Genomic DNA, 18,357 nt, shown 5'->3' with positions numbered 1-18,357 from the left:
TTTGCGCTCCGTTGTCCAGCGTCGCCGCCGGACGTCACCGATCATCAGATCAACCTGTCGAAACTCGTTAGACATAAGCTTATCCTCAAGCCTGTGCTTGAGCCTTCCTGCTTATGCTGAGTGTCCGGTCGAAAGTGGGGGCAGTTCACCAGATATCAAAACAGACCATTGTCCGCGTGATCGACCTCGAGACTAGTGGCAACGGTCCGCATGACGTGTGCGAAATCGGCTGGCAGGATGTGATACAAACGGACGACGGTCGCTGGCAGCTCGATCTCGAGCGCGGTTCGCTCCTGGTCAATCCAGGCCGTCCGATTTCCGCCGAAACGATGGCCGTCCACCATATCCGTGATAGCGATGTGGCGGGCGCGCCTCTATGGAAGGAAGTCGCAGCTTCGGTGCTTCAGCCCACCCGACCGGTTGTCGCGTTGGCTGCCCACCGCGCCAGTTTCGAGCAGCGTTACTGCACCCCACGCCTGACGGGCGGCGCGCAATGGATATGCACGTGGAAATGCGCGATGAGGTTATGGCCGCATCTGCAACGATTTTCGAACCAGATGCTTCGCTACCAGCGAATGCCTGAAGGCCTTATCCACCAGCTAGGACTTCCAGCTCATCGGGCTATGCCGGACGCCTACGTCACCGCGCACCATCTTCGCGACATGCTCAACGTGTCGTCAATTGAACGGCTGCTCGCGTGGAGTGCTGAGCCGGGACTTCTGCCCCGGGTGCCATCCGGACCTGACCGCGGTAAGTCTTGGGATTTGATAGACTCTAAGGTCGTCGAGCAGTTCTTGATGGATCGTGATCGAGATGTCCGATTTACCGCCGAAACCGAGATGGTTAGGCGAGGAGCAGCATCGGTAGCTGACGTCGATAGCGAGCCGAGCCAAGGCAGTTTGCTGTAATAAATGAGCTGCCACGGCGCGGTATCAACAATGCAAAGCCAGGTTGACCTGTCTAGGATCGAGCCGTCTTCGGGTCCTAGCCTCTAGGCCGAGACGCCGTCCGGAAAATGATCCGCCTCCCACGCCTCGTCTTGGGCGGCAGAGTAGTCCTCCTGTTCCTGCCTCAACTTCTCAAGGCGTGATCGCTGCTCTTGGACGAGCGCGATCATCGCCTTCACCTCCGTCCGCTTCTTGTGGTTTGGCTCGACCTTCGTCAGCTCTTCGCTGTCGAGAACTCGCGACGCTTTCGAGTAGACGTCGTTCACCGCGAGCCTCCGAAACTGACCGCGCCGCTCGCGGAGGAGGCGAACTGATGGGCGGCCTCGGATCTCGATGCGAACTTCGTGATCCAGGTGGCGTTTGTCGAAGCGGCTCAAGCGGCCGGGATGAACGTGTTGCCCGACGACCTCCCTCGATTAAAGATGGCGATCTGACAGAGAGGTGCTCCGCAGGGGTAGGGCGGGGCGCGCGAAGATGCAGCAGGTCGATGCGGCGAAGATTTTTTCGTTTTATTGAAAAATATCACGTAAGATTCTCTATATAGAAATTGACAGAAACACGAGTGTTCGATAAAAAGAAATATTATATGATATTTTCGGCTTATCGAATGAGTATCAAGACTGAGATCGGAAGACAGGTATCGAGTTTTCGCAGGAAGCGAGGGCTGCGTATCCACGATCTTGCACAGAGAACAGGAAAGAACCCCGCTCGTATCAGCGAGCTCGAAAATGGTAAGTCCAATAGCACGGTAGACTTCCTCAACGAGATCGGAGCAGCATTGGGGCTAACGCTGATGTTCGTGCCAAATGACAGACTTGCCGATGTGCAAGCAATAATTGGTATTCGTGACCGTCAGATAGCACCGGCCTACGACCTGCCGACTGTTTTCGATGAAGTATTCATCGACGACAGCGAAACCGGCGAGGAAGGCCTCGATGCTGATCGTTAACCGGGCCGGGTTGATAGGGATCACGTTCGCGGTAGCGCCAGGGAAGGAGCTGCGAGTTGGATCATTGATACGTGAGCCATCAGGGACGGTTAGATTCTTCGTTGACGATGGTTACATCGCTCTTGGCAAGGAGCGTCCGCTTGTCAGTGTCTCATGGCGAGGTGCAAATGAGGAAGAAACCGTCGCTCGCTTGAGGGCGACGGGAGATAAGGTAATGTTTGGTGGCTCGTTACCTTCCTTCTTTCAAAACCTTCTGCCAGAAGGTGCGCTCCGGGAGCTCGTCGAGAAGGAATTCGGTGCTGGAGCGTTTGACAATTTCGATGTGTTGGCAAAACTAGGCGAGGACTTGCCCGGCGCGCTGATTGCTCGCCTCGAGGCAGGCAGTCCAGCGCTTGCGGCGCGAGTAGACAAGCAACCGGCGACCAAACCTGCTCCTTCTGAAGAGATCAGATTCTCTCTTGCAGGTGTGCAGCTGAAATTCTCAGCGACAAATCGGGCTGCGTTGACAATCCCTGCGAAATCCGGAGACGGCCATCTCATACTCAAGACCCCATCTCCCCAGCACGCATTTCTTCCAGAAGCGGAGTGGACCGCGCTTAGACTTGCTGCAGCCGTCGGCGTGCGCGTCGCGAACGCGGATTTGATTGCACAGGAGAAGATAGACGGAATCCCTGCCGAGTATCTGTTAAAAGGCCAGCACTCCCTTTCCCTCGAGAGATTTGACCGGGGACCAGAGGGCCAACGAATACAGTCCGAAGACTTTGCCCAGATTGTCGGCGCGATGGGGGATCAGAAATACACCAAGGCCAATGAGGCAACCGTCATGAACATCGTTCAGCGGTTTTGCTACGACGGCAGGGGTGAGCTTCTAGAGAGCGTACGGCGTATCGTGGTCAATTTGCTGCTTGGAAACGGCGACGCTCACTTGAAAAACTGGTCATTCTTGTATCCCCGGAGCGGAGAAATAACTCTGACGCCCGCCTATGATATAGTGCCGACATTCCTTTATGGTGATGCGAAGATGGCCCTGGAATTTGGAGGGACGAAAGATCCAAATCTAGTCGGATTACGCAGGTTCGAGCGGGCGGCGGGTGCGCTCAAGGTCGCACCAAAGGTGATAATTGATCAAGTCATCGATACCGTTCGAAAAGCGGTTCACTCTTGGCCACCGATAATCGACGAAGCGCCCTTACCCTCTGAAATGAAGGGCAAACTTCTTTCTCGCTTGTCCACACTCTCCCTCGTGCGAGAAGTTGTTTCAGCATAGCTAAAACCTCGATGATCAGACGAGGTGATGATTTGCGCTGAAAGCTGACGCCGGACTGCGGCAGACTTCTCAGTGCAAATCCCGGGTCAGCTTTCAGCGCAAACGCATGGCCCGCCCTTTTTGCAAGTAGATTTTTTAGAACCCTGAACAGTCTTCTTCAACGTATTCGGTCTCACGGTCATGCAGTGGCCAAGATGGATATCCGCACGTCCGGAGCCTCAATAATCAACACGGCTTCAAGCCATTTGCACTGCTGGGCTTTCCGTACGCCGGTCAACTGTCAGGCCATCTATGGTCCTTCTCGCAAACATCATGGGCTGCAGATAAACGCAGCCGATCTTCTTACGCTGTGATGGCGCCCCACGCGCGATCGAATGGACGTTCCTTTCGCAATACGGCCCAGGCAATGCGGGCGAGCTTGTTTGCCATCGCCACGATTACGACGTTGCGGTGCAGGCCGGGCTGACGCGAGCGTCCGCTTCCTTTGCGCGAACGCGGTGCGGCGAAGTTCTAGTCCGCTACGAAATGGAGCGCCTCCAGCTGGTGCCCATGGCGAATGTGCAGGTAATGTCGCTGCGGCGCGTACAAGGAGCGCCCTGCGGCCTCCGCTGTCGCCCAATGAATACGGCAGTTGTTGGGGATAGATCGGTGCACTTAGCTACGAGGTAGGCCCGGCGGGAGTGCATTCCAATGCAAAAGACCCACCGTGAGGGTTTCGCGGCGGGTCCTAGGCCTGCCCTGGGGCGAAACCGGCGGCTGCGGTGCTGCCAGAAATTAAGTAAGCATGCTATCGAACTCACGGCAATTCTACGGTGGGATTACCCGGCCCTACACCTCGTGCCATTCCCACAGGTGGCTTGCCCAGACAATGACAGCCCGCTCCTGGCGTTGCTGTGCAAAGCAAGGTGAACCATATGAACAGTTGCTGCTGGACATGTGTGCAACAAACCGTATCGATCTCGGCTATGCCAACGGTAGCGGGGTGAGAAAGCGCATAGTGGATCAGGCCAGCGGCAACCACAAAAGACGCACCGATCAAACAGAATGCCAAACGCAAAATCGTCATGTTTCCTCCTGCATGCCACGACGTCACAATCGCGCAAATTCGGTGCAGCACATCTTGGCTATCAGGGGGATAACGGCGTGATCGTAGCGAGAAGCGGTTACAGGCATCCCATTCGGCTTAAGTCGTATGGCCCGGTTGTATTCTCGTCAGGCACGGCAAAACTGACAAGATAAGCGGTGGGGGAGCGTCGATGTTCATGCTGACTGTCGGAGTACCAATTGCATTTGCTGTCGTCCTGATTATTGCAGGGTTGCTGAAGCTGCTCGAACATGCGGTTGCGGGACCGAACGGCGGCTCCGGCAAAGCCGATCCCTAAATGGCGCCTGTGGATGGTGTTCAGCTCGATCTACTGCCAAGAGGGTCGCGGTCGATGCCGATCGATAGCGTCAGCAATACCCGGTTTAGCAATTTCAAAGCGGTCATCGGCATGCGATCGATGGACAGTTCGTTTCCCGCCGCTATGCTTTTAATCTGCAGACCTGATCCCGCTACCTTGATCCTCGATGAAGGCTTAACCCGACTTAACAGGATGCGGTGACGATAGGCTCGTTGAACGGTCCTCGTTACGGCATGTTGCGTTGCCGTTGCTCACCCCGCCCGATGCTCGCCGCCGCTTTCGCGTTGGGCGGGGTGAAGATCCCCGGAGCCGCCGCTTCCTGCATATCGAATAGTCTTTCAACATTCGCGGATCTGCCGAACAACCAGAGAATTCGCCTTCGCCAATCTCTGGTTGACAGTGCTGAACGCTCCCAGCAACGTTTCAATCGGCCATGCGAGATTTTGACCCGAGGATGGTTTCATATCAAGCGCGACGGTCTTGGCACAGCATCTTGCCCCGGATGGCAGCCCCCCCGCATCAGTCTCAAGCGAATTCGCCAAGGCCTCTCACGGACATCCCTGTCATCGGCTGCCGCAACGAAAATTAGCAAGAAAGAATATAGGGAGTGACAAATGTGAGAACGTGTTGCGAACGCGAAATACAATCTGCGAGATTGCAAGTGTTGGTCATTTGCCGGACGATTGCGCGTGTCTGCCGCCCCGTTGGTTCTGGACGAAAATCTCTTCCAGAACCGAAAGCATCTTGAGAACGCGAGGATCGCGTGTTGCGTAGTAAATGGTCTGGGCGCTCCGTCTCGTGGAGACCAATTTGTCGTGCCGAAGCTTGGAGAGGTGCTGGGAGAGCGCTGATTGCGAAAGCTCAACATACTGCTCAAGATTGCCCACGGATGTTTCGCCCCTCGACAACGCCAGCAAGATCTTTAGCCGGTTGGGATTGGCCATAGCTGAAAGAAGGGCGGCTTTCTTTTCAGCCAATCTCTCGTGTTCGTCGCTCAAACTGTACGCCTTCCGTAAGGTGATGTACCGCAATTACGGCTAGCGTTAATCTACCGGCCGCAAAAACGGAAGCAACCAAAGATCATTGTTTTGGTCCGCGGTTCGTGCTGAGAGGTATTCGCTTAACGATGCCAAGCACTTGGGCTTGACGTTGATGAGCTGAACATCTTGAAGGCGCAACGCTGGCGTGGACGAGAACCCGCACCGGTGCGTCGAAATCCAGACAGCAATGTCGGTCAACGAACTGAATGACCGTCGATACTTCACCGCTGTCGTCGCCCATGGCGGTTATTCGGCAGCCAGCCGCAGCCTTGGCATTGCAAGGTCGAAACTCAGTATTCGCATCCAGAAACTTGAGGATGAGTTGAGCGCGCGGCTGATAGAGCGCTCAACGCGCAATTTTCACGTAACGGAGATCGGAAGAGCTTTATATGAACCCTGCGTCGCGATCCTGCAGGCCGCCGAGGACGCGAGAAATGCAGTCATCAGCGCGCAGGAGCGGCCGCAGGGGCTTGCCCGGCTGGGATGTCCGACGCCATTCGTTGAGCTCGTCGTCACCCGGACGGTTTAAAATTTTCTCAAGCGCTATCCGGATGTTTCCGTTGAGGTGGTCGGAACTGAGCACAATAGTGACCTTGTCGGTGCGGGGATCGATCTTGAAATCCGTTCGAGCCGCACGCGTGAAACGCAATCCAGCATCGTCATGCGGCGTTTGCGCAAGACGTCCTCGGTCCTAGTAGCCAACCCGGACGATAACCCGCTGTTGATATTAAGCTTCAAGGTAAACGCTAGGACGCAGCCAGTATGGCGAGGTGTCTGATGTCACGTCAGGGAGAAGCGCGGCTTGCGGAATGCGGGTCCGACCAAGTAGATCGCTCCTGCAATTAGGGAAAGATGGCAAAGTGGCACCAGATGCCAGATCGACCATCCCCCGTATACGACAGCTACCACCACGAACCCTGCCGAGACGAATGGCGCGATATCGATGCCAGAAATACCGCCGTGACGGTAACGGCGAAGATCGAATGGACGACTTGGTAGAGCCCGGCGCGCATGACCCGTTTCGATACAATAGTTTGCTCCCGATCTATTGCCTCATATTGGGGTAAAAGGCCGGATTATCGCGCGAAACCATACCGGCCCGCATTCACACCAAGATGACATGGCGTATTGCATCCTTACGCTCGTACAAGAGAGGTGTCTCAAAACGGCACGGCTTTCACCCGAATTTAAACCTATTGCGGAATGCTTGTGGAGCGGAGAATGCCGCGCTTGGATCGACTCAGCTGCGCGTTCCAAGTTGCGTCGCCGCCTCGCGGCAGGAGCCCGCTGACCCCCGCTTGACGCGCGGCGGGCTCCGCATTTGATGCGTGTCTCAAAGCGCAATGCCGGCGTGAGTAGTTTGTCAGCTCCTCTTTTCAGACGCTAGGTTCAGGTGCGCCTCCTTACCAGACATAATCTTTCGCCATCGACATTTTCACCTGACCGTGCGCAACCGGTCGATCGATGCGTCCGCTGTGAAAGAGACCGGAAGGAACGAGGTCGCCTCCGGACAAGATTCGCTTGCTAGTCATTCTGCCGTCCAAGCGGCTCGATTGACTCTGCGCGTTGGACATCCGACAACATCTTCGCCTTTAAAGGGAGAAAACCGATGGCCGACGAAATTACCCAGAACCCTGCTGCCGACACGGCGGGTGTTGCTCCGATTGCATCTGCTCCTGAAAAGAAGAAACGTGCTCCCCGTACGCCTAAAGTTGCGCCCACTACTGCTCCTGTCGCAGCTGCCACGACCGGAAGAGGGCGCAAGAGCGCCGCCGTAAAGGCTGACGAGACCAAGCCAGATGCCCAGCCTGTGGTACGTCGTAGAGGCAAAGCCAAGGTGGAGGGTCCAAAGGTTGACGGGCGCAAGCGCGCTGCGGCCCAGACTGCTGCGACGGTCGCGATTTCTTCCGCCGCCGATGAGATGACCGAACTCCTGAAGCTCGAAGACGAGAACAAGCGCCTGCGCAAGCAGCTCGGTGACAAGCTCCGCGCCGAAAATGTCGACCTTCGCAAGAAGCTCGGCGTTAAGTAATTACCAGCGACGGCGGTTGCTCAGGCTGCCGTCGATCCTAGATCCCTAAGGTCTGGCAACCGGGTTCGCGCCGCGGCCCCGGCTGCAATGTGTTCGGGGTATATTACATGAAATCACCATGGAAACTTCTGGGCCAGTTCATCTCGCGCCGCGATGCGAACAGGGAGATCGGCGAAGAGGATCCCGTCCTGCATGAGGATCCTGCCGACAAGACGGTGCAGGTTCCTGCGTCGCCACAGACCCTGGTCGACCTTCAGTCCCCCTCGACCAACAGCAGCATGGACGAGGGTCGTTCTGCGGGGAATACGCCAGCTGTTGGTGATGGGACAGAGACTGGCAAGACGCCATTGGCAGTAATCGCTGGCGAGACAACGCCCCCGCCCCCGGTCAGGCAGCCAAAGCAAAATGCTCGTGCGCCAGGCGGAGGGGCTCAACAGCCGCAAGCCAATACCGCCGAAACGGGCGCGCCGCCTGCAAATAAATCGAAAACGCCGCCGGTTTCCCCGCCAGCGAAGCGGTCCAAGTTACGGCCTCGCGTTGGACCGTTGAAAGCTGAGCCGGCTTTGGGTTCCGAAGCTGCCGAGCTGGATGACGAGATCAGGCAATTGAGGCGCCAGTTGGCTGGCAAGTTGCGCGCGCAGAACGAACAGCTTAAGGCGATGCATGCGCGTTTTACACGCGGCTGATGGACCCGAATACGTAACATAGGAATGACATGAGAAGACAACAGCGAGCCTTCGTTGTCGAAGTAAGGCAATCGCGCCGCCGAACCCGTGGCGCAAAAGCCTCCATCTGGAGCGGCACTGACCTTGAGGCGCTGACGCGCGAAACTGAAGCGGACAGGGGCGAGGAGCCGGCGCCTGCTATTTCAGCCAAGACCTTGCCCCAAGCGGTTCCATCCGATCATCGCGACAGGTCCGTGTCTTCGGAAGGCAATGCAAAGCAAGCATTGAGTTTACCAGCTGAAGAAGAGGCACGAGAGACACAGCGTGAGGCTTTAGCGCATGGCACCGCTCAAACCGATAGTGCCGGCCTGGATGAGGTTGTCCATACCGTTGCTGCCGCTAGACAGCCCGGCAAGCCAGAACGTGTTTCGCGATCGCCGGTCCGGCAGCGACGAGCAAAACAGGTTGCCGTTCTGCGTGCGGACGAACTTTCCGAACTCGAAGCAGAGAACTATCGCCTGCGGCAGATGCTGCATGCGCGGCTGATTACGGAAAACGCAGAGCTTCGGGGAAGGCTTGCGCGGTTCAACACCTGAAATTCGCTTGATATCTAAGGCCCTGACCGGTTCGGCCAAACGAAGCAGGTCTTGCAAATAGAGCTGAGAAAAGCCAATCGATTGGCGGATGTGCGTGAAAAGCGGCCTTCTCTGTCGTCTCAGCCGGCAATCGCGCGTGACAGGTCGGCGCCGATTGTGGAATGAAGGGCCTCAAGGCCCGCTCACTCTGTCTGATATGATGGCGGCCGGCCCTTGAAAGCTGCCCGGTCGGGTCGCATTTTAAGAGAAGCATTTCCAATCGCTTCCAAGCGAGGCACACTGCAGAAGCCGGTCGTCATTCCGTGCTGCGTGCGACCGATGCAAGTCACTTCTCGAACTTTACGAGGTGGGTGTTGACGCAGTTTTTCGAGACAACGCAGGGCATCATGGTGATCGGAGCAATCATCGGAGCGGGCGGTTTTGCGGCCGGTTCGATCGTGCCGAGCGCGTTACGATGGGCGAGTGGCGGTCGTAGACGCGTCGAGAAGGCGGCCGCGCGCAGGTCCGCGATGCTGACCGTCCTTGCTTTGGACGATTTCGTTGGCGCCGCTTACGCCGCAGCCAACGACGAGCCAGAGTTTAACCCCGTCAACGAGGGTGAATTCGTCTTTCACACTCCAGACCCCATTCTGGTTCTGCCGCCGGCTCAAGATATCATGTTGCTCGGAGACGAGTTTTTCAACGAGACCCTGTGGCTTTCCAACCGCGTCGCCAACCTTGGGAATGCGCTGGACAGTCTCGATCTCTCGAGCCCCGGTTTCGACAGCTTCTTTGAACGTCGCCAGGAAGGATATGCGGTTTTAGCCGCAAAGGCGATGGACCTTATCGAGCGGATATGCGCTGAATTTACACTCCATCTTCCGGAGAAGCCTGACTATTATCAGCAGCGCGAGGGGTTGGCATCGGTCGTGCAGGCGGCCGGCGAACGGCGATCGCGAGCTAAACCAATTTCCGGCCCCCTTCCGGCCAACGGTTCCAATGTGACGGAGCTCTTCCCCAAGACAGGCGGCGAGGGCTGGACGCCGGGTGTCGGCGGCTAGAGGAACGACATTCCGGTAACGTTGGAAAGCGCCATCTTAGCATGCTGCGAGTGTTCATCTGCCGGCAAATCCTCTTCAGCTGGCCGCAAAAGAGCGCCAACTCTGAGATTGATTTCCGTTGCCTGTGGCCCGAGTTAGAAAACAATTTTACGTGCTCATGATAGAGGACGCCAGCTATCACGCGGGTTTCGTTCGATAGGTTGGGACAGAGCTACTGTGACGCATGTAAAAGGCAGCGTCCATCATGGCGGATGCCTCGACGAGATGGAAGCTTATTCATTTGTCCGCACAAGCATTGCCATAGCAGCGACGGCAACGTATCCGGGCTTGCTGGTCGAGGAGCTACGGCCGCATGTGCGTGGGTGCAGCCAGTCCTCGTTGGGTCTTGTTAGCTCCAGGGTCTGGCGCTGAAACTACGCATTTGGACGGACCAATCCCCCGATCGGGGCTACGCATCATTGAACAGAGCTCTGGCGGTTTGCTTGTTTGATGGTGGCGCTGGGTTGGATCGATCTGTTGTCTTTCTGGCCCTTATCGGTTCGCAGGTGCCCTCGGTCTGCCGGAGGAGCAAGACGGCCTCAGCGCTAATCTCTCGTCTTCGAGTTTCCCTGAGTACCAATCGCCGCTTCCTGTCCAACGGTGCCGGGCTGCCCTGCATGTCTTTGTCGGCTGACGGTTTACTCTCGACGAAATCTCTCAAAAGGACGAATGGCGAGTTCGTCCCCAATTCCAAACCGGCCACCTTCAAGCAAAAAAAGCTTCGAGGCTAACAGACGCTCGTTCTATTTATGTTCTTGAAACTCATGCCCGTCTATGTTTGAAAAGCACTCCCATTTCCCTAAGGTGGCGCCATGGACACAGGACAATCGATTCGACCGCCGCAGAAGCAATCGGGCGCGTATTTCACGCCGGATGATATTGCGGCCGCCCTCGTGCGTTGGGCGCTGCGTCATGACGACGATCGGCTGCTAGATCCATCCTGCGGCGATGGCAACTTCCTTGTCCACCACCGCAATTCCGTCGGCATCGAGCAGGACTTCGTATCAGCGCGCTCTGCCATGGACCGCGCTCCCTGGTCGCTCGTGCACGAGGGCGATTTCTTCACCTGGGCGGCGGAGACGTCGGAACGCTTCGAGTGTGCAGCCGGCAATCCGCCATTCATCCGCTACCAGACCTTCAAGGGCGACATGCGCAAACGCGCTCTCGCCCATTGCTTATCGCATGGCGCACGCTTCAGCGGACTGACATCATCATGGGCGCCGTTCTTGGTGTCGACAGCTACGCTTTTGAAGGCCGGCGGCCGTCTGGCTTTTGTCGTGCCGGCCGAGATCGGCCACGCTCCTTATGCTGCGCCGCTAATCGAGTATCTCGTCGCCTCGTTCCGGCAGGTGAAAATCGTCGCCGTGCGCCAGAAGCTCTTCCCGCAACTGTCCGAAGATTGCTGGCTTCTCTATGCCGACGGCTTCGGCGAAAAGACCGATCGCATCGAGCTGTCAGTTGTAGATCAATACAGACCGGCCGCACAACCGCCCGCGGCAACAACCTTTGTCAACGTCGGAGAGTGGCGTTCTATCTGGAATAGCAGATTGCGGCCGTACCTGATTTCGGAAGAGGTAAGAGGGATTTATCAGGTAGCCGCGGCGGACCCGGACAGCCGTCGGTTTTCGGAATTCGCAGCCGTTGGGATCGGTTATGTTAGCGGCGACAACGACTTCTTCCACCTGAAACCGTCCCTGGCTGAGAAACTTGGGATCCCATCACAGTTCCTCAAGCCCTCGGTGCGCAACGCGCGCTCGCTCCCGAAAGACGCTATCACCCAGTCTACTGTGACGGATTGGCAGGCCAATGACCAGGCAATGCTGCTGCTCAAGATCAGCCGCGGACAGGAAGTGCCGGCCACAGTCAGGCGCTATCTCAATAGCAATCCTGGTCGGGAAGCCCGGCAAGCCTATAAATGCCGGGTGAGGGACCCCTGGTATTCGGTTCCCGATGTCCAGGAGCCCGATTACATCCTTCAGTACATGTCGGGCCGCGCAGCGAGCCTTGTCAAAAACGACGCAGGTGTTACCTGCACAAACAGTGTCCACGCTGTGAGGCTGCGCGACCGTAAGCTCGCAGCGAAACTCCTCCCCTCGTGGGAAACGCCTTTCGTCCGGTTGAGCTGCGAGATCGAAGGCCACGCGCTTGGAGGTGGAATGCTGAAGCTGGAGCCGCGTGAAGCCGGTAACATTCTCTTTCCGGCTGGTCGCGTGGTAGACAAGAAGTCCTCCGAGGCAATTTTGGACTCCATCCAGACGCTTCAGCGCTGGAGACACTATGCCGACTGAAATCGAAGGTAATGTCTGCCGTTGGACGACCGAAGCAGACGCGCTCAGGGAATTCGCGGAATTCTCAGGCAAGACGCAAAGTGCTAGCCACATCAAGCCTCTGCATTGGTATGTTGCCTGCCGGCTGGTGATCGAGGGAGGCTTCGATCCAGTCGACATCACGCCGCGACCGCCATTTCGGGTAGAGCGCAAATCTGGCCGCGTGCCTATTCTCCACTATGATCCATCCGTCGCCGGCGGCGGCGAACGAACTGTGCTCGGCGGCCTGAAAACCAAGAACGTCGATGTTGTCGTGACCAGGGAAGGGATCGGCCCCGTACTCGCTGTCTCCTGCAAGGGCGTAACCGGTGCGTTCCGTAACCTGACCAATCGCATGGAAGAGACGATCGGCGAATGCACCAATTTGCATATCACCTATCCGGCTCTCGTCCTCGGCTATCTCGTCCTGCTGCGGGCAAACCGACAAACGGAACGCGCGCTCGATATCGCTGCCGAAGCTGTTGACGACGTCAGCAATGAGACTGCCCCCGCGAAGGCCCTGGCGGCCAACGACATTGCGATTGCAATCGGCGGCGAGCCGGTGGCCGGGATCGTCCGCTTCCACAATGCGCTGCGCGAGCTCGTCGGGCGCCGTGGGATCCGTGACGATGTCAGCCGCTATGAAGCAATCGGTTTCGGCCTGGTCGAAATGGAAGGCCCCACCAAGAACAAGCTTTTCGAACCTTTCCCCCCTGAAACCAGCCCGCTTGCAACGACCAGTTTCTTCGAGACACTCTATCTCCGTTACGACGAGCGCTTCGTTACCAGCGCGCCAGATCTGAGCCGCGTGACACGTAGGCTCGAGTGGGATATCAGTTCGCCGGCTTTGATTCAGATCAACAATCAGATGTACGGCGCCAGAACAGCTGGGTAGCAGTGCCCAGCGTCGCTAAGCCGTGTCGGTACCGGACCTTGTTCAAGATCGGGTTCTACCGCTTGATCCCCGCCACTTGTGATGTATTACGACGACATTTGGCGAAAGTGATTAACCCGCTCATTTTGGGAAGATCGACAGGATGTAGGGTCAACGCCTGAAAATCAGGCATTGGCCGAGTGAGAGACACACTTCTCTTCCTTTTCGCGGGCCACTCCGCACGGAACGAATTTCCTTCCTTGCCGTTCATGAAGGAATCAAGTCGCAGACGGAGCACAAAGATGTCACGCAACAGAGATAACGGCATCGACCTGAAGGCAAGCCGAGCAAAGAAGTCGGCGCGTCAATTCGCGCATGGTGGCAATCCAGCGCATAAAATCCTGCCGGAGCAGGCGGTCAAAAACGACGTGCCGCCGCCTGCAATGGATGACTATACGATGATGATGATCCAGGCGATGGAAGGCCGATCGTGACGACAATACCATCCTCATGAAAAAAATCAGGCGGACGCCGTATCCTTTCACTGCTTGGCGCGTTCTCTCCCGGCAATAGAGGAAACACCCATGACCGAGAATTCGGCATCACAGCCCAGCGACTTCTCCAACTTACGGAAACACGAGCCGCGTCAAGGCTTCGCGCAAACGGCACGAAATTTCCTGACAGCGGAACAGCGTAGACGCGAGGCAAAGAAAGAACGCCACGCGCTGGCACTGGAACAGGCTCAAAACCAGGGTCGTCAACTCTAGCGTAGTCGTGCTGTCTCGACCTACATTCCCGGTGCGGCCGACATATTGAGACGGCCGGCGGTCGATCACCACAGCTCCGGAGCGAGGTTACAGTGAAGATTCGGACAGCAGAGGCTGAAGACGCTCTTCCTATAAGTGAAATGCTCAAGCGGCTGGTTGCTGCCGGAAAGCGGACGGCAAGAGCAGACGTCGAATTCGTTCGCGAGCATTATATCGACAATCCGGCTGGCATCCGCTGTTCCCTGGCCGAGGACGACAACGGAAACCTACTCGGCTTTCAATCGCTGATCCGAGCGACTGATGATAATCCCTATGACACGCCAGTTGGATGGGGCATTGTCGGCACGCATGTCTCTCCAGACGCAGCCAGGACTGGTGTCGGGCGCGAGCTGTTCGGGACGACCCGACAGGCGGCCATCGAAGCGGGGCTTGAGAAAATCGAGGCCTTTATCGGAATAGGCAACGACATTGCACAGGCGTACTACGAGCGGATGGGTTTTCGAACGTATCGGACAACCGAAACGACGGTCTGCAAGTGCTGCTCACTAGATGGTTCTGGTCCCTGACCTCGCATTGCGCGCTGGCGGTTCGAAGACAGAATCCCGTTCCTGCTCTGCATCACGCATCGATCATCACGGCGGATCTCAAAACTTCGCCCCTATCCTACCGAGACTTGGTTGGGCTGACGGATATTCCACGTCTTGACTTTCCGGTGAGGGACGCCACGGGTGCGCGATTTGCAGCTGCACGCGGTAGACCACGAAGGAACGTCCCGTAAGTGGCCGGCGATTGATCGCAACAGCTGGCATCTCGCATTGCGGATGCATGACTTCGATGGGGTCGTCGAGCGCTTAATTGCTTTCGATATCACCGAGGGCCTCGATGGCGATCCCGAGCGCATGCTTTTCTCCAGCAGTTGGGTCGCTGGTTTTCCGTAAAATTAATTTTATGCGATCGTCAAAGGCAGTTGAATGGCGCCCTGACATCCGCCGTTACGAAGAAGCCTCAAAGCGGCCCAACACCCCGGAATAGCTGCCGGCGGGCCGCTCAGTTATCAAAGTATGTGGATTTCCCGTGCAAGCACCGATGCGGAAATCGTCGATCAGAGAATTTACAGTAGCGGGCTGGGCTTGCCCTCTCTTTCGCAATTATTGAGTTCATTTGAAATGTCGCGCGCGTCTGTTTTTCTTAGTTTGATGAAGTCGCGGCCGTTGGAAGCCGCTGGAAGACCGCTCAAGCGATCCACCACCGTCCAGCCGTCCTCGCCCGGGATTGCCTGGTATCGATCCTCTCTGACATGGGTGCGGCTATCGACCGATCTGGCATCCTTATAGGACATGAGAAATCACAGTATCGATCACGATGAGAAGTCCCATGCCAATTCCCGCCGTCCATAGTATCCCCTTCACCCTGGGATTGGTGCGGATGTGCGTGTTTATGTCAGGCTTTGGCGGCTCCGCGGCAGCCGGCGTGTCAAGGTAGCGTGTCATGCTCTCCTCCATATTCATGCAGTAACGACGGCGAGAGCGGTCTGTTCCCACCGATTGACTCGACAGGAAGGCGACGCGACGCAGACAAGGATGGATGAAATGCGATGCGGCACTCACACGTGCTGGCGTAGAAGGCTTATTCACCTGGAACCTCAACTCAGACACGGTGTTACGGGCATGCTCCACTTGCAGCGCTTTTTGCCTTTCATGCCCTTAGTGCTGAGCGGGGCCAACCATATTGTGCTATCTCGGTGAGCGACAAGCCTGAGGTCGCGCGCGCCATTCATGAAGCAATAGTCAAGGGGTAGGTATATGGCAGCCAGATTTGCGTCTCTGCATTTGGGCGATGCTTTCGTGACAGTGTTGGTACGCCGTCGCACTATTCCGAGATCGTAGCCCGACCGTGCCCGGAACGACCAAAGCGGCCGCGCTTTTTTGGAACTGTAAAAGGCGCTTTAATTAGCGTCTGTCGTCTTCCGGATCTTCAGCGATAATGCCATTCACCTTCATCAAGCGAGCCACCATTGCCCCAGGCACAGCTTCGCTTGAAGGCAGCGTGAAGCCGCGACATCAGGCGTGTGAGGAAAAAACGTCTCATTCACGCGTGCCATCTGCCAAATGTCACATATCAGTGCCAAGTACCGAACGGCGGCTCGTCGTCGAAGTTGCCATTGCTCGCAGCGTCATAGGCGTTAATGCTTCGACCGCCACCGCGGGTGCCAAATGCAGTCAGTTGCACCATTACCTCCTTGGCGTGAACGATGGCCTCTTCCTCGCTGAATGCGTGCCCGTCAGCGACCTTGATCGACACCAACTCCCCGTCGTCGCCAAGAAAGTCTACGCGCCACCCTGTCTTTTCGTGAGCGACTTTGGTTTCAAGAAGATGCATGGGATGAGGCCGCCTTCCTACCTCGGAGATCGGCATCGACGCTCTTCCTCAGAGCATCCATTATGTTGACGACGTTATCCTTCGGAGCGGCATCCGAACGTTTGCCTCTGGCCGCCTTCTTCGGCTTCATCGCCTTCTTCTTCTCGGCTATCAGATTCAGCAGGCTCGTCTGTATTGGATCGCTGACCATGTCGGGCGACCAGTGTGCCGATTTCTGCTTTATGAGTTTCTGTACCAGCGGGATCAGGTCGGGATCGGCTTCGTCCTCGATGTCCTCGAAATAGCTCTCCTCCGGGCGCACTTCGTCGCCGAAACGGAGTGACCACAGGACAATGCCTTCCTCGCGGGGTTCGAGGATGACGGCACGCTCACGGCGACCGATCACGAGTTTCGAGACGCCGACGACGTTGTCCGACTTCATGGCATCTCTGATAACCGCGAAGGCCTCGTTGCCGACGGCGTTATCGGGGGTAAGATAGTGAGGCTTCTCCAGATAAACCCACTCGATCGAATCCGGAGGGACGAATTTCTCGATGTCGATGGTCTTAACGGTGTCGAGAGCGACGCGGTCGAGATCGTCGTCCGTGAGGATCACGTAGTCATTCTCACCACGAGCATAGCCTTTGGCCTCTGCGCCTTGCTTCAGTGCCTTTCCGGTCACGGAGTCGACGTACTGCGAAACGACCCGGTTTCCAGTGTCTTTGTTGAGGGTGTGGAAGCGGACCTTCTCGGACTCGGACGTCGCCGGGGTCATCGCCACGGGGCAGGTGACGAGCGAGAGCTTGAGGTAGCCTTTCCAATAATATTTGGGTGCCATCGATCGATCTCCCTCAGCTTGCCTTGCGCTGCGGGGCAGCCTTGGAGGAGGCGGCCTTCGCGGCCACCCCGCGCGCGGCGCGCTGCCGACCTGTGCCCTGATTGGCATTGGCCGCAGTGCGTTTCGGTTTGGACTCGGTGGACGCCCCAGACTTCAGCAATCCGGCGCTCTCGCGGAGGGCGGCTAGCAGGTCGTTCGGCTTCGAGACTTCGACCTTTCTTGCCTTCGGCAGCGCCTTGCCTTCGATCTTGGCTTTCACCAATTCGGCGAGGGCGGCTTCATAGCGGTCATCGAACGTTGCCGGATCGAACGTGCCCTTCTTCGTGCTGATGATGTGCTTGGCGAGATCGAGCATTTCGCCCTCGATCTGCAGCTTGGGAACTTCCTCGAACGCCTTCTTCGAGGATCGGACCTCGTAGTCGTAGTTCATGGTGGTTGCCACCAGGCCCTTGCCATGGGGGCGGATCAACACCGAGCGCACCCGGCGGAATAGGACAGCTCTAGCAATGGCTGCGACGTTCGACTTCTTCATGCCGTCGCGAAGGGCCACGAAAGCGTCGGCACCCATTTTGTCCGGGGTCAGGTAATAAGGCTTGTCGAAATACACATCGTCGACTTCGGAGCATGGGATGAAAGCGTCGATCTCGAGCGTCTTGTTGCTCTCCGGGATTGTCGCTGCCACTTCCTCGGGATCGATGATGATGTATTGCCCGTTCTCGATCTCGAAGCCTTTGGTCTGAGATTCCCGCTCAACCCGTTCTTCGGTCTCGCTGTCGACGAACACGCGATTAACGCGGTTACCCGTCGCCTTGTTGATCGTGTTGAAAGTGATGCGCTCGGATGTGCTGGCCGCTGTATAGAGGGCCACGCCGCAGCTCACTTCACCAAATTTAAGAAAGCCTTTCCACTGTGCGCGGTGTCCCGATGCCATGACGCTCCACTCCGAATCACTTGGGTCGTGATTCAAAGACGTGCGAGGGTGATTCGTTCCGACTCGAAACGAATCATTTTTCAATGACTTACGGAATCGCGCTCAGAAATTGATTCCGGTGCGCAGCTCGGCGACTGGAGTTCGACTTCAGGTCGTAGACGGTGGAAGATGGCCGTTTCGCCAGGGCGTGGAAGCGGCGGGAGCATCGAGTGCTCGCCGCCGCGCTCTCCGAGGTCCGCCGCCTGCTCTCAAGGAAAGCGTTGGCGACAATAGTCCTATCGACTCTTAAACGGAATCCGTTTCGG

General features: G+C 57.0%; 22 protein-coding genes and 1 pseudogene. 15 read left to right on the top strand and 8 right to left on the bottom strand.

Translation table 11 applies throughout. The features are described 5' to 3' along the window. Positions 1–113: 113 nt before the first annotated feature. Entirely contained in the window at positions 114–908 is a 795-nt protein-coding gene (locus AC1DIJ_RS29485; protein WP_477831737.1) for a 3'-5' exonuclease, read from the top strand. Positions 909–991: 83 nt separating this feature from the next. Here AC1DIJ_RS29485 and AC1DIJ_RS29480 read toward each other — a convergent pair whose 3' ends face one another. Next, positions 992–1,213 (bottom strand): hypothetical protein, encoded by a 222-nt coding sequence (locus tag AC1DIJ_RS29480; RefSeq protein ID WP_162698710.1) that lies wholly within the window; start codon positions 1,211–1,213, stop codon positions 992–994. A gap of 341 nt (positions 1,214–1,554) precedes the next feature. On the opposite strand from AC1DIJ_RS29480, the gene AC1DIJ_RS29475 reads away from it, so the two are divergent. Then, positions 1,555–1,896: a helix-turn-helix domain-containing protein gene (locus AC1DIJ_RS29475; protein WP_162698711.1), complete on the top strand. Its 342-nt coding sequence runs from the start codon at positions 1,555–1,557 to the stop codon at positions 1,894–1,896. Beyond that, entirely contained in the window at positions 1,883–3,163 is a 1,281-nt protein-coding gene (locus AC1DIJ_RS29470) for a type II toxin-antitoxin system HipA family toxin (RefSeq protein WP_162698712.1), read from the top strand. Before AC1DIJ_RS29475 ends, AC1DIJ_RS29470 begins: the two co-directional genes overlap by 14 nt. A gap of 342 nt (positions 3,164–3,505) precedes the next feature. Here AC1DIJ_RS29470 and AC1DIJ_RS29465 read toward each other — a convergent pair. Continuing rightward, positions 3,506–3,619, bottom strand: a pseudogene (locus tag AC1DIJ_RS29465) (IS110 family transposase); the annotation flags it as partial. A gap of 340 nt (positions 3,620–3,959) precedes the next feature. Further along, positions 3,960–4,229, bottom strand: a complete 270-nt coding sequence (locus AC1DIJ_RS29460) for a hypothetical protein (RefSeq protein WP_148194362.1) — start codon at positions 4,227–4,229, stop codon at positions 3,960–3,962. Positions 4,230–4,419: 190 nt separating this feature from the next. Between AC1DIJ_RS29460 and AC1DIJ_RS29455 the strand changes: the two genes are divergently transcribed. Further along, positions 4,420–4,545, top strand: a complete 126-nt coding sequence (locus AC1DIJ_RS29455; RefSeq protein WP_442208228.1) for a hypothetical protein — start codon at positions 4,420–4,422, stop codon at positions 4,543–4,545. A 689-nt stretch (positions 4,546–5,234) separates the two neighbouring features. On the opposite strand, the gene AC1DIJ_RS29450 is transcribed toward AC1DIJ_RS29455, so the two are convergent. After that, positions 5,235–5,510: an ArsR/SmtB family transcription factor gene (locus AC1DIJ_RS29450; RefSeq protein ID WP_112390520.1), complete on the bottom strand. Its 276-nt coding sequence runs from the start codon at positions 5,508–5,510 to the stop codon at positions 5,235–5,237. Positions 5,511–5,751: 241 nt separating this feature from the next. Here AC1DIJ_RS29450 and AC1DIJ_RS29445 point away from each other — a divergent pair, with 241 nt between their 5' ends. From AC1DIJ_RS29445 to AC1DIJ_RS29395, 11 genes are all read left to right on the top strand, one after another. Next, positions 5,752–6,135: a LysR family transcriptional regulator gene (locus tag AC1DIJ_RS29445; RefSeq protein ID WP_112538312.1), complete on the top strand. Its 384-nt coding sequence runs from the start codon at positions 5,752–5,754 to the stop codon at positions 6,133–6,135. A 1,080-nt stretch (positions 6,136–7,215) separates the two neighbouring features. After that, positions 7,216–7,638: a hypothetical protein gene (locus tag AC1DIJ_RS29440; RefSeq protein ID WP_112390473.1), complete on the top strand. Its 423-nt coding sequence runs from the start codon at positions 7,216–7,218 to the stop codon at positions 7,636–7,638. A 107-nt stretch (positions 7,639–7,745) separates the two neighbouring features. Further along, positions 7,746–8,324 (top strand): hypothetical protein, encoded by a 579-nt coding sequence (locus AC1DIJ_RS29435; RefSeq protein WP_112390474.1) that lies wholly within the window; start codon positions 7,746–7,748, stop codon positions 8,322–8,324. 29 nt (positions 8,325–8,353) lie between these two features. Then, a complete protein-coding gene (locus tag AC1DIJ_RS29430; RefSeq protein ID WP_148194361.1) occupies positions 8,354–8,899 on the top strand; it encodes a hypothetical protein in 546 nt (181 codons plus the stop codon). Positions 8,900–9,252: 353 nt separating this feature from the next. Then, positions 9,253–9,939 carry a hypothetical protein gene (locus AC1DIJ_RS29425; protein ID WP_112390521.1) on the top strand — a complete coding sequence of 229 codons (687 nt, stop codon included), beginning with the start codon at positions 9,253–9,255 and terminating at the stop codon, positions 9,937–9,939. Positions 9,940–10,790: 851 nt separating this feature from the next. After that, a complete protein-coding gene (locus AC1DIJ_RS29420; protein WP_112390476.1) occupies positions 10,791–12,266 on the top strand; it encodes an N-6 DNA methylase in 1,476 nt (491 codons plus the stop codon). Next, entirely contained in the window at positions 12,256–13,179 is a 924-nt protein-coding gene (locus AC1DIJ_RS29415) for a hypothetical protein (protein ID WP_112390477.1), read from the top strand. The genes AC1DIJ_RS29420 and AC1DIJ_RS29415 overlap by 11 nt, the downstream gene beginning before the upstream one ends. 281 nt (positions 13,180–13,460) lie before the next feature. Next, positions 13,461–13,652 (top strand): hypothetical protein, encoded by a 192-nt coding sequence (locus AC1DIJ_RS29410; protein WP_112390478.1) that lies wholly within the window; start codon positions 13,461–13,463, stop codon positions 13,650–13,652. Positions 13,653–13,742: 90 nt separating this feature from the next. Beyond that, positions 13,743–13,925 (top strand): hypothetical protein, encoded by a 183-nt coding sequence (locus tag AC1DIJ_RS29405; protein ID WP_112390479.1) that lies wholly within the window; start codon positions 13,743–13,745, stop codon positions 13,923–13,925. 92 nt (positions 13,926–14,017) lie between these two features. Beyond that, complete coding sequence (locus AC1DIJ_RS29400; RefSeq protein WP_112390480.1) at positions 14,018–14,491, top strand: GNAT family N-acetyltransferase; 474 nt, start codon at positions 14,018–14,020, stop codon at positions 14,489–14,491. 162 nt (positions 14,492–14,653) lie between these two features. Then, positions 14,654–14,863: a hypothetical protein gene (locus AC1DIJ_RS29395; RefSeq protein ID WP_442208230.1), complete on the top strand. Its 210-nt coding sequence runs from the start codon at positions 14,654–14,656 to the stop codon at positions 14,861–14,863. Between the two features lie 173 nt (positions 14,864–15,036). Here AC1DIJ_RS29395 and AC1DIJ_RS29390 read toward each other — a convergent pair whose 3' ends face one another. The 4 genes from AC1DIJ_RS29390 to ku (AC1DIJ_RS29375) form a co-directional block, all read right to left on the bottom strand. Next, positions 15,037–15,264 (bottom strand): hypothetical protein, encoded by a 228-nt coding sequence (locus tag AC1DIJ_RS29390; protein ID WP_112390481.1) that lies wholly within the window; start codon positions 15,262–15,264, stop codon positions 15,037–15,039. Positions 15,265–16,043: 779 nt separating this feature from the next. Beyond that, positions 16,044–16,304: a hypothetical protein gene (locus AC1DIJ_RS29385; RefSeq protein WP_112390483.1), complete on the bottom strand. Its 261-nt coding sequence runs from the start codon at positions 16,302–16,304 to the stop codon at positions 16,044–16,046. Further along, complete coding sequence (ku, locus tag AC1DIJ_RS29380; protein ID WP_112390484.1) at positions 16,291–17,121, bottom strand: non-homologous end joining protein Ku; 831 nt, start codon at positions 17,119–17,121, stop codon at positions 16,291–16,293. Before ku (AC1DIJ_RS29380) ends, AC1DIJ_RS29385 begins: the two co-directional genes overlap by 14 nt. A gap of 13 nt (positions 17,122–17,134) precedes the next feature. Then, entirely contained in the window at positions 17,135–18,052 is a 918-nt protein-coding gene (gene ku, locus AC1DIJ_RS29375) for a non-homologous end joining protein Ku (protein ID WP_112390485.1), read from the bottom strand. Between the last annotated feature and the right edge of the window lie 305 nt (positions 18,053–18,357).

This window comes from Rhizobium sp. 10N427 (genome assembly GCF_056394605.1).
The sequence above is the reverse complement of the archived record's forward strand: the minus strand, read 5'-3'. Positions and strand labels throughout refer to the sequence as shown.